This window comes from Lyngbya sp. CCY1209, from assembly GCF_035615495.1.
Taxonomy (GTDB): domain Bacteria; phylum Cyanobacteriota; class Cyanobacteriia; order Cyanobacteriales; family Microcoleaceae; genus Limnospira.
This window is the reverse complement of sequence record NZ_JAJENU010000544.1, coordinates 1-10,517: the sequence shown is the minus strand read 5'-3', so window position 1 is coordinate 10,517 and position 10,517 is coordinate 1. Positions and strand designations below refer to the sequence as shown.

The window sequence follows — 10,517 nt, the reverse complement described above, 5'->3', positions numbered from 1 at the left end:
TCAGCTTCAGGAAGCCGTCCCAAGTCCGACAGAATCGGGGTTTGATATCAATCGGGATGACAGGATTTGAACCTGCGGCATCCTGCTCCCAAAGCAGGCGCGCTACCAAGCTGCGCTACATCCCGGCTTGTCCTTTCGCTTTTCAGTATACCCCAACCCACACCGATCCGCGAAAAAATTGCACAATTGATCTCAGACGCCCAGTGGGAGCAGTTCCCGGGGAGCGATCGCCTCAGGGCCTTTCGAGTTCATTCCTGCCGTCCGAGACAGAAATGGGCTAGTCTGGATACCAGAACATTCCCTTGATGCCTTCCGGGTCCGGGATAAATCCCAGGTTTCGATAAAAATCGACGACGTGGGGATCGGCGAACAAGGTGATATTACTGATATCATCGCTGCGAAGCTTTTTGATGATGAACCGCATCAGAGCTTTGCCCAAACCCTTGCTCTGGAAATCCGGGTGGACCACCACATCCCATAGGGTGGCGTTGAAGGCGTGATCGGAAGTTGCCCGCGCAAATCCGATCAGGCGTCGCTGGTTTCCCCGCATTTGCCACATGGAAACGACGAGAAAGCTGTGCTGAATGGCCTTTTTGACTTTTCGGAGGGGGCGGCGGGACCAACCCACGGCGTTACAGAGTTCTTCCAACTCATACAAGTCGATGTCCCGGTCCGTACTGAAAAAAATGCGAGAATTCCGACCGGTTGATTTGCGGGTGGCCTGGGACGAAGAAGACTTGCCCTCGACAGCATATTCCTCATATTCCGCCGTCTTGGACATTGAGGTAGAATCTGAACCGCTAAAGAAGTTTTTCCAAAATCCCATGCAGGCGTGGTTAAGGTAGTAGACGTTGAATGACTGTACTAGATAGTATATCTCCCGTACCTTCCCCTCAATTATGGCTCCGGGTTTAAAATCATCGACACTGGACTTGCTGAAGCGCTTCAACCGAGCGTTTCCACAGTTCTATGAGCAATTTGTCAGCAGCGAGATCCAGTTGCAAAATCTCAAATTGGCCTACCAGATCTACAAAACGACCCAGGCGGTGATCGAGGTCAAACCCGAGGGGAGTCGCAGTGCCCTGCACTTCGCCTACCGCAACCAGTCCTTTCTGTTGAGCGATATTTTCGGCGTCCTGGCCGCCTACGGACTCACCATCCACAATCTCAGCCTCTACGGGCAAATCTACCCCCCGATGCTGGTCTTTATCAAGCTGGTGGTGTCTCGGGGGGGCAAGGCGCTGGCCGACAAGACGGCGGACAACGTGTGTCGGGCCGTGCGAGAGGCTTTGGCTGGCCATTTCGAGGTGGAGGAGATGTTGGCTGTCGAGTTCAACCTGGACGCGGGGTTGGAGGATGTGGCCACCGAATTTTACGTCGATCCGGTGTTCCACTTGCCCGCCCTGTTGATCGAAGCGGACAACCAGCCCGGTCTATTCTACAAAGTCATGTACGCGATCTGGCAGGAGGATCTGCTGGTCGTCAACGCCAACTTGCTGGTGTGGCGGGGCCGGACGCGGCTGATTCTCTACCTCCTCGGCCCGAACGAGAGTTTGATCCCGGAGTATTTGGGCCAAAAAATCGCCGAAGGCATCCGACAGCGGTTGATGGGAGAGCGGTTTTGAGAATTGGGGCGGGGGGGCTCCAGGGAGCGGGGGGAACATCCAGACCGCTTGGGAATCAATTCCCGAGGGCGCAAGCCTTGCGCCCCTACAAGCGAAAATCATCTTTAGATGATTGGGGAGTTTGTAGGGTTCAAAAACTGGATCTGATATCACTTGCTTCCTCCGCCTCCTCCGCCCCCTCCGCCCCCTCCGCCCCCTCTCCTCCTTCCGATGTACCCCATTCGGGGTAGGATAGGAGGTATGGGAACGATTGACATCCAGGACGTCAGGCACGTCTACGAGCTGACGGCCCCGACGGAATCTCCCCACGTCCTCGTTTTTGTTCATGGTTGGCTTTTGAGTCGTCGCTACTGGCAACCTGTTATCGATCGCCTGGCGCCTCAGTATCAGTGCTTGTGCTATGACCTGCGGGGATTTGGCGATTCTCAGTTGGTTGGGGGCCAGTTACACCGCTGTGACTACACTCCGGCATCTTACGCCCAGGATCTGGGGACGTTGCTGGACCGGTTGAATATTTCGAGCGCCTGGTTGGTGGGGCATTCTCTGGGGGGGACGATCGCACTCCTGGCCGCGGACAAACTCGGCGATCGCGTCCGGGGGGTCATCTGCGTCAATGCGGGCGGCGGCATTTACCTGAAAGAAGAGTTTGAACGGTTCCGGGCCGCCGGGGAACAAATCGTCCGCTTCCGCCCCCGCTGGCTGTGCCACCTCCCCCTCCTCGATCTGCTCTTTACCCGGGCGCAGGTGGCCCGTCCCGTCGCCCGAAAGTGGGCCCGCCAGCGATTGGTCGATTTTGTGGTCGCCCACCCAGAAGCGGCCCTGGGTGCCCTGCTGGACTCCACCACGGAGGCCGAAGTGCACCGACTCCCCCAGGTGGTCGCCCGACTCCAACAGCCCGTTTATTTTTTGGCGGGAACGTGCGATCGGGTCATGGAACCCCGCTACGTCCGCCACCTGGCCAGCTTCCACGAACTGTTTCAGAACGGACAGGAAAACGTGATCGAACTCCCCGACTGCGGACACCTGGCGATGGTCGAATATCCCGATTTGGTCGCCGCGAGCCTGACGAAAATCGTCGGTCAGCACAAGTGAAGCCCCAGGATCGCCAGATCCCGCTTCACCCCGTCGAGTTCCGCCACCCGGGGCAGGTGCCCCCAGCGCTCGAACCCGAAGCTCTCGAACAGTTTCAGGCTGGGGTCATTGTGGGCGAAAATTAACGCCAGCAGGGTTTCGCAACCGAGATCCGGACCCCGGCCGATCGCCTCTGCGAGGAGTTTTTTGCCGATGCCCCGGCCCTGGTAGTCCGTGTGGATGTAAATGCTCAATTCGGCCGTGGCCGAGTAGGCGGCGCGTTTTTTGAAGGTCTGAAAGCTCAACCACCCGACGATGCGATCGTCTTCTTCCACCACCCACAAGGGCTTTCGGGTAGACTGACATTCTTTGTACCACGTCAGACGACTCTCCACCGAAATCGGTTCTAAATCCGCCGTCGCCATTCGTCCGGGAACGGCGGCATTGTAGATGGCGACAATTTCGGGCAAATCGGTTTCCAGTGCATCGCGAATGTTCATCGACTCTCTCTCAAATTCCCCCCACGCGGTTGATTGGCAGCTTCTACCCATCCGAGGCCACATCCAATTCAATCAATCGAACATTTTAGTTTATATAGAGTTGAAAGAAAGTCCTCAAGGCAAGTTTGAACCCATGTCCGTTTTATTCGTCAACGATGGTGGCAGGGCCGCCGTCAATATCGGCGGACTCAACCCGCCGAGTCGCGCCCAGGTGACGGGGGGAATTGGGGTTCCTCCCATTTTGGCCAATCCGGTCACGGGGGAGGTATTTTTCGATCGCGACGGTTTGGACGTCACCCCCCTGACGGCCCCGGGCGGCGGCATCACCCTGGAGGCGATCCCCCCCACGGGCGATCGCCCCTCCGATGTCGGCATTTCCGACTACGAACCCTTTGAAGTGGATCTCGCCACGGGGGAAATCACCGGGCTGGGAGAAACGGAATATTCCCTATTTCCATTCGTTCAATATCCCGGCGATCACTCTTCTTCCGATTCGGGAAATGATGCTGCAATTGAAGCGATCGGAACGTCGGCCGACGACCCTTTAATTGGCGGTAGCGGAGATGATACTTTGCTGGGTTTGCAGGGGAGCGATCGCATTTCCGGAGGCGGGGGAAATGACAATCTTTTCGGCGGTCGAGATCACGACATTCTCGACGGGGGAGATGGCGACGATATTTTGAGCGGCGATCGCGGTTCGGATACTTTGATCGGCGGTGCGGGTGCGGATGTATTTATTCTATCTGCAACTGCGACAAATCCCGACCCCGCAGCGGCCGATCGCATCCCCGATCTGATCGTCGGAGAAGACCGAATCCGTCTGTCCGGCGGCTTGGAAATTAATTCGATCGACGCGACCGCTTTCACCCTCGGAAGAACGCCCGGAACTCTGATTTTAAATCGAGTGAATGGGGCGGCTTTGGGCTTTTTTGACAATATTGGAGTTGACGATATCTGGGGTGCGATCAGGTGAGAAATCCTCGCCAACTGCCGCTTATCCAATTCTGGGAGATGGTAAATAAGACAGCAGTTGAACTGTGTCAGTGTGAAATAATCGGCAAACTTCCATTTTATAAAAGCCCCCAGAATTGGGGGTTTGGGGGCGAGAAAATGAGCCCATAATTTCCAATTGCTATAGGATGTAATTCAAGAAGCTCAGAAACGGGTGACAGACCGGATTTTTTTGGCTATGCTGGAGAAAATCCGGTTAAATCAGGAGAAAACGGAAATGGAACCGATCGAATGGGGTCTGGCGGCGATCGCGGTTTTGATGGGAAAAAAAGCCTGCGAAACGGTCAGCGAAAGCTTGACAAAAGAAGTGTTTGATGCTACCTACGTTCCAGCGTTTGAAAGCGGAATCCGTCAACCTGTCCGGCGTGTTGCGGGGTGAGGTGGGACAGTTGGGGGAACGGGTGCGCGATCGCCTTCCAGAGCGCTCGCGCACCCCTAGCCCCCATCCCCCCCAACCCCCATCCCCCCCAGCCCCCCTTTGAAAGGGGGGAGTAAGGGGGGAGATAGGGGGGAACTGGAGAACGGGCTCCCCTCGCCCAGAATTGGGAGAGGGGCTGGGGGTGAGGGCGAGAATATCTGAGATAAAAGAATGAAAATAGGATACTTTGGAATTAAGTGTAAACCCACTCAATTCATGGCAAAAAATACTTCTAGAATTCGGGGTACGACTCGGGAAATTGAACAAGCGGCTCGTGACCTGCGAAAACAGTTGACACCAGCCGAAGCGAAATTATGGCAAGCCCTGCGTCGTCGTCAATTAGCCGGACTGAAATTTCGTTGCCAGCATCCGATCGGACGCTTCATTGTTGACTTTTACTGTGCGTCATGCAAGTTGGCGATCGAAGTGGATGGAGAAATTCATACTCAGCAAAAAGATTATGATGAAGCTCGGACAGAGCAACTCGAAGTGTTCGGTTATCAAGTGTTGAGGTTTAGCAACCAAGAAGTTTTGAATAATTTGCCAGCAGTTCTTTCTCGTATTGTCGAAGCTGCATCGAAGTGAAAGTGTCTCAAGCCCCCCTAGCCCCCCCAATTCTGGGGGGAACCGGAAAATGGGCTCCCAATTCTGGGGGGAACCGGAAAATGGGCTCCCCTCGCCCAGGATTGGGAGAGGGGCTGGGGGTGAGGGCCCGAGCGTTCGCGCCCCCCTAGCCCCCATCCCCCCCAACCCCCCTTTGTAAGGGGGGAGATAGGGGGGAACTGGAGAACGGGCTCCCCTCGCCCAGAATTGGGAGAGGGGTTGGGGGTGAGGGCGAGTATCTCAAGCCTCCACTATCAATACAATTCCATCACATCGCCGATCGCCATCCGGGAATGGGCGCCCAGGGTCAGGGGCGAAACGTGACGGCGATCGAAATGTTCGGCGGCGGCACAGGCGATCATCGCCGCGTTGTCGGTACAGTATTTCATCGGCGGAAACAAGACGCGCAAATTGTGTTCGGCGGCAGCTTCCTGCAATAGATGGCGGAGGCGACTGTTCGCGGCCACCCCTCCCCCCACGGCGATGGTGTCCAAGCCGCAATCTCGGGCGCAGGCGATCGCACGCTTGGTTAACCCCCGGGCAACCGTGTCCTGAAAGCTGGCTGCCAGGTCCGCTAGGGGCAGTTCCGCGCCATTTTGGTTCAATTTGTCCACCAGGCGCAAAACGGCTGTCTTCAAGCCGCTGAAGCTGGAGTCGTAGGGGTGGAAGCCGCCGCCGGGTAGAGAGATGCGGCCCTCGGGGAGGGGGAAGGCCTGGGGATCTCCGTCTTTGGCGAGGCGATCGATGACCGGGCCGCCGGGATAGCCCAGATTCAACAGGCGGGCCACCTTGTCGAAGGCCTCCCCCGCCGCGTCGTCCCGGGTCCGGCCGAGGGTTTCGTATTGGCCGCAGTCCAGAACCCGGATCAGGCTGGTGTGGCCCCCGGAAACCAGCAGGCAGAGGAAGGGGGGGTGCAAGTCCGGTTCGCTGAGGTAGGAGGCGTAAATGTGGCCTTCCAGGTGGTGGACACCCAAAAACGGTTTGTTGTGGACGATCGCCAAACTTTTCGCGGCCGTCAGGCCCACCAGCAGCGCCCCCACCAACCCCGGGGCGCAGGTTGCCGCGATCGCGTCAATATTGGGCCAGCCCAATCCCGCCTCTTCCAGGGCGCGATCGATCAGCGGGTTCAGGGTTTCCAGGTGTTGGCGCGAGGCCACTTCCGGCACCACCCCCCCATAGGGGCGGTGGACGGCGATTTGGGAGGCGACGACATTGCTGCAAACGTTACGATTCTTTACAATTGCCGCGCCAGTTTCGTCACAACTTGTTTCAATTGCTAAAACCGTTGCCATTGGCTGATAAATTCTATTGATAGGTTGGGCTACACCTGAGTAGCTTAAACTTTACCAAAAATTGGGTCTGAAGCCTCGCCCCTTCGACTTTGCTCAGGGCAAGCCTTTGAGGGCGATTTGGTGCTAGAGTACCCAAAACGGTAAAGTGCATTCAAAACAACTCGCGGTTGGGCAGACCGTGAAAGCTTGTGGAGGGCTAGGCTACGACCCGGAAGTCGTAAAACTCCAGCTCCCGATGAAGCAAGAATCCCCGTCCCTTTAGGGCAGGGAGTGTCAACAGAGTCAGATGGCTCCCAAGTCCTTAATCCCAACGGATTGTACAAAAAACTTATTGTTTTGTAACAAAAGGAAACAATTCTATGCGACGATTGTTAGCTCTCGTTCTCGCCCTCGGCCTCTGGTTTGGCGGAACTGCTGCGGCATCGGCCTACAACCTGACCCCTTGCTCCGAATCTGCGGCATTTCAGCAGCGGGCTAAACTGTCCGTGTCCCAAAGCGCCAATCCGGAACAGGCCCAGGCTCGATTCGATCGCTATTCCCAAGAACTCTGCGGCAGCGACGGTCTGCCCCACCTGATCGTGGACGGCAGCCTGTCCCACGCGGGTGATTTCCTGATCCCCAGCATCCTGTTCCTGTACATCGCCGGATGGATCGGTTGGGTCGGCCGTTCCTATCTCCAGTACGCCCAAACCGACAAGAAACCCACCGACAAAGAAATCATCATCGACGTTCCCAAAGCCGTCCAACTGATGCTCGGCGGCTTCCTCTGGCCTTTGGCGGCGCTCAAGGAAATGACCACGGGCGAAATGTTTGCCAAAGACGACGAAATTACCGTTTCCCCCCGCTAATTGCGGAGGTGCACGCACCGGGAATGGAGGAGTCAACCTCGAACTCCTCGGGAAATGTTGCGAATCTCGCAGACCTGTTTCCAACCTTTTTTCCGGTCGATTTTTGGGGAACTTTCCCCGACATCCGATCCGATGTTTCTGACTTCAATTAGGAGACTCAATTCATGCAAAGATATTTGTCTAGCGCCCCGGTTTTGGCGGCGATCTGGCTGGTCATCACCGCCGGAATTCTGATCGAATTTAACCGCTTTTTCCCCGATCTCCTCTTCCATCCCCTCTAGGGATTAGGCGATCGCAAATTGGCGCGGAGTCGGAACGATCGCCGAACTCGACCCATCTCGACGGGTCGGGCGAGTCGGTCGGCCCGACTTCGTGTCGCGATAGTTCTCAGCTTTCAGATATCAGCACGAATCAACCGCCCGCGATGCTTGAGATCTGGGGATTTGGCGATCGCCGAACCCCCGCCGCGGTTGCCCAAATTGAACCCGACACCCCTCACATCACGCCACCGTTTCCGAATTGATGAAATCTTACACTGCCGCCGCCATCCAAATGACCAGCCTGCCGGATTTGCACAAAAATCTGGCGGAAGCGGGCGACCTGATCGAACTGGCCATCCATCAGGGGGCCGACCTGATCGGTTTGCCCGAGAATTTTTCATTTATGGGCGAAGAGGAAGATAAACTCGCCCAAGGCGAAGAAATCGCCCGGGAGACGGAAAAATTTTTGAAAACCACGGCCCAACGATATCAAGTAACGCTTTTGGGCGGCGGGTTTCCGGTTCCGAAGGGAGATGGAAAGGTTTGCAATACAGCCCTGTTGGTCGATCCCAACGGCCGGGAGTTGGCCCGATACGAGAAAGTCCATTTATTTGACGTGGACCTGCCCGACGGCAACACTTACTGCGAGTCCACCACGGTGAGGGCCGGGACGGTATTTCCCCCTATTTACGCCTCGGAAGAGTTCGGGCAGTTGGGCCTGTCGGTGTGCTACGACGTGCGGTTTCCCGAGTTGTACCGCCATTTATCCAAACAGGGGGCGGAGGTTTTATTTGTCCCCGCCGCCTTCACCGCCTACACCGGGAAGGACCATTGGGAAGTGTTGCTGAAGGCCCGGGCGATCGAAAATACCTGCTACATCATCGCCCCGGCCCAGACGGGATGTCACTACGGACGCCGCCACACCCACGGCCACGCGATGATTATCGACCCCTGGGGCATGGTTTTGGCCGACGCGGGAGATAAGCCGGGGGTGGCGATCGCGGATATCGAACCCTCCCGCCTACAACAGGTCCGCCGCCAGATGCCCTCCCTGAAACACCGGGTGTTTTGAATTGGGGTGTAGGGTGTAGGGTGTAGGGTGTAGGGTGAAATTTCTCACTCCTGATTTCTGACTCCCATACTTCCGCCCCAAAGGGAAATCTAAAATCTAAAATCTAAAATCTAAAATCCAATCTTCCCCCGCCGTGTCGATCGCACTTTTCGATAAAGTAGACAGGATGAGTTGTGGGGAATGGATGGTTCAATCACTTGCCGGGATGATGGTTCCGGCTGATATCTTTTTATCGTGGGGAGTGCAATTCCCTTCCGTGTTGGCAACCGTGGCCGAGAAAGCCGCCGAAGCCGCCGAAGCGGACGGGACGATGGTGCTGTTGGCGGTCCTCCTGAGTCTGGTCGCCATCTACACCGCCAGCAAAGTCGGCGGGGAATTCTTCAACTGGTTGGGATTTCCGCCGGTTCTGGGGGAACTGGTCGGCGGTGTGGTCATCGGCGTCTCGGCCTTCAACCTGGTGGTGTTTCCGGAGACGGGGGGCAATGCCGACAACTCCCTGATCATGCTGGTTTTGTCGGCGACGGCGGGTTTGGACCCGAGCGTTGCGGAACCGACGTTCGAGGTGCAGAGCGAGGTCGTCTCCATTTTGGCGGAATTGGGCGTGATTGTCCTGCTGTTTGAAATTGGCTTGGAATCGAACATCCGCCAACTTCTGGAAGTGGGGGTTCAGTCCCTGGTGGTGGCGATCGTGGGGGTGGTGGCGCCCTTTGTGGCGGGCACCGTCGGACTGATCGCGGTCTTTCACGTTGCCCCCATCCCGGCCATCTTTGCCGGCGCCGCCCTGACGGCAACGAGTATCGGGATCACGTCCCGAGTCCTGGCGGAAATCGGCCGCCTGTCCTCCAAAGAAGGTCAGATCATCCTCGGGGCGGCGGTGATGGATGACGTCCTGGGGATCATCGTGCTGGCGGTGGTGGCGAGTTTGGCTAAAACCGGCGAGGTGGATGTCACCAATATCATCTTTCTGATTATTAGTGCCAGCGTGTTCCTGGTGGGGGCGATCCTGCTGGGACGCTTCTTTAACGATACGTTCGTGGCCCTGGCCGAACAGTTCCAAACTCGGGGCCGGATCGTGATTCCGGCGTTTATCTTGGCCCTGCTGTTGGCCTACGTCGCGGCGGCGATCGGCCTGGAGGCAATTCTGGGGGCGTTCGCGGCGGGTTTGGTCCTCGACGAGACGGAACCGGGCAAGGAGCTCGAAGAGCTCACCAAGCCCATTTCTGACGTGCTGGTGCCGATCTTTTTCGTGACGGTGGGGACGAAAACTAATTTGTCGGTCCTCAATCCCGCCGTTCCGGAAAACCGGGCCGGACTGGTGATCGCGTCGTTTCTGATCGTGGTGGCGATTCTCGGGAAATTGATCTCCGGCTTCAGCGTGTTCGGGGTGGAGAATATCAACCGGGTCGCGATCGGCGTGGGGATGATTCCCCGGGGCGAGGTCGGTCTGGTCTTCGCCTCCGTCGGTTCGGAGAGCGGCGCCCTGTCCCCTTCCCTGGACGTGGCGATCATTTTGATGGTGATTCTCACCACCTTTTTGGCGCCGCCGCTGCTGCGGGTCGTGTTTCGGGACGAGGAACCCGAAGCGGCGGAACCGGATACCCCGGCGTGAAGTCCGCCAATGTTTAAAGGATTCTGAAGTTCTGTTGGCCGCCCGGTTCGATAATACCGGGCTTTTTTTCTTTTCCGGTGGGGGTCGGGTCGGATACAATGACGGATGCAGTGCGAATGTGGCTCGGCACGAGTCAGCACCCCCGGCTGAAGCACGGGGGCTTCGTGCCCTCCCCTTCAGGTAGCTGACCAGCTTAAGCCTTAACTGG

At 57.1% G+C, this 10,517-nt stretch carries 12 protein-coding genes and 1 tRNA gene; 9 read left to right on the top strand and 4 right to left on the bottom strand.

Annotated elements, in window-relative coordinates; genetic code table 11:
• Window positions 1-51: 51 nt before the first annotated feature.
• Window positions 52-125: transfer RNA gene (locus LKE08_RS18615), tRNA-Pro, on the bottom strand.
• A gap of 152 nt (window positions 126-277) precedes the next feature.
• The gene (locus tag LKE08_RS18610; protein WP_324705751.1) at window positions 278-826 is read right to left on the bottom strand and encodes a GNAT family N-acetyltransferase; all 549 of its coding nucleotides are present in this window, start codon (window positions 824-826) and stop codon (window positions 278-280) included.
• Window positions 827-899: 73 nt separating this feature from the next.
• Between LKE08_RS18610 and LKE08_RS18605 the strand changes: the two genes are divergently transcribed.
• Together LKE08_RS18605 and LKE08_RS18600 are read left to right on the top strand one after the other, a co-directional pair.
• Complete coding sequence (locus tag LKE08_RS18605) at window positions 900-1,625, top strand: hypothetical protein (protein ID WP_324705750.1); 726 nt, start codon at window positions 900-902, stop codon at window positions 1,623-1,625.
• A 240-nt stretch (window positions 1,626-1,865) separates the two neighbouring features.
• Window positions 1,866-2,717: an alpha/beta hydrolase gene (locus tag LKE08_RS18600; RefSeq protein WP_324705749.1), complete on the top strand. Its 852-nt coding sequence runs from the start codon at window positions 1,866-1,868 to the stop codon at window positions 2,715-2,717.
• Here LKE08_RS18600 and LKE08_RS18595 read toward each other — a convergent pair.
• On the bottom strand, window positions 2,705-3,196 hold the full coding sequence (locus LKE08_RS18595) for a GNAT family N-acetyltransferase (RefSeq protein WP_324705748.1): 492 nt from the start codon (window positions 3,194-3,196) through the stop codon (window positions 2,705-2,707). The genes LKE08_RS18600 and LKE08_RS18595 overlap by 13 nt on opposite strands.
• 133 nt (window positions 3,197-3,329) lie before the next feature.
• Here LKE08_RS18595 and LKE08_RS18590 point away from each other — a divergent pair, with 133 nt between their 5' ends.
• The 3 genes from LKE08_RS18590 (at window position 3,330) to LKE08_RS18580 (ending at window position 5,210) form a co-directional block, all read left to right on the top strand.
• Complete coding sequence (locus LKE08_RS18590; RefSeq protein ID WP_324705747.1) at window positions 3,330-4,169, top strand: M10 family metallopeptidase C-terminal domain-containing protein; 840 nt, start codon at window positions 3,330-3,332, stop codon at window positions 4,167-4,169.
• A gap of 255 nt (window positions 4,170-4,424) precedes the next feature.
• Complete coding sequence (locus LKE08_RS18585) at window positions 4,425-4,586, top strand: hypothetical protein (protein ID WP_324705746.1); 162 nt, start codon at window positions 4,425-4,427, stop codon at window positions 4,584-4,586.
• Window positions 4,587-4,841: 255 nt separating this feature from the next.
• Window positions 4,842-5,210, top strand: a complete 369-nt coding sequence (locus LKE08_RS18580) for an endonuclease domain-containing protein (protein ID WP_324705745.1) — start codon at window positions 4,842-4,844, stop codon at window positions 5,208-5,210.
• A gap of 272 nt (window positions 5,211-5,482) precedes the next feature.
• Here the strand turns inward: LKE08_RS18580 and tsaD are convergent, their stop codons facing one another.
• Window positions 5,483-6,520 carry a tRNA (adenosine(37)-N6)-threonylcarbamoyltransferase complex transferase subunit TsaD gene (gene tsaD / locus LKE08_RS18575; RefSeq protein WP_324705744.1) on the bottom strand — a complete coding sequence of 346 codons (1,038 nt, stop codon included), beginning with the start codon at window positions 6,518-6,520 and terminating at the stop codon, window positions 5,483-5,485.
• A 359-nt stretch (window positions 6,521-6,879) separates the two neighbouring features.
• Between tsaD and LKE08_RS18570 the strand changes: the two genes are divergently transcribed.
• The 4 genes from LKE08_RS18570 (at window position 6,880) to LKE08_RS18555 (ending at window position 10,309) form a co-directional block, all read left to right on the top strand.
• A complete protein-coding gene (locus LKE08_RS18570) occupies window positions 6,880-7,368 on the top strand; it encodes a Photosystem I reaction center subunit III (RefSeq protein ID WP_324705743.1) in 489 nt (162 codons plus the stop codon).
• Between the two features lie 164 nt (window positions 7,369-7,532).
• A complete protein-coding gene (psaJ, locus tag LKE08_RS18565) occupies window positions 7,533-7,649 on the top strand; it encodes a photosystem I reaction center subunit IX (RefSeq protein ID WP_324705742.1) in 117 nt (38 codons plus the stop codon).
• A 241-nt stretch (window positions 7,650-7,890) separates the two neighbouring features.
• Entirely contained in the window at window positions 7,891-8,700 is an 810-nt protein-coding gene (locus LKE08_RS18560) for a carbon-nitrogen hydrolase family protein (RefSeq protein WP_324705741.1), read from the top strand.
• A 184-nt stretch (window positions 8,701-8,884) separates the two neighbouring features.
• Window positions 8,885-10,309: a cation:proton antiporter gene (locus tag LKE08_RS18555; protein ID WP_324705740.1), complete on the top strand. Its 1,425-nt coding sequence runs from the start codon at window positions 8,885-8,887 to the stop codon at window positions 10,307-10,309.
• The last annotated feature ends 208 nt before the right edge of the window (window positions 10,310-10,517 follow it).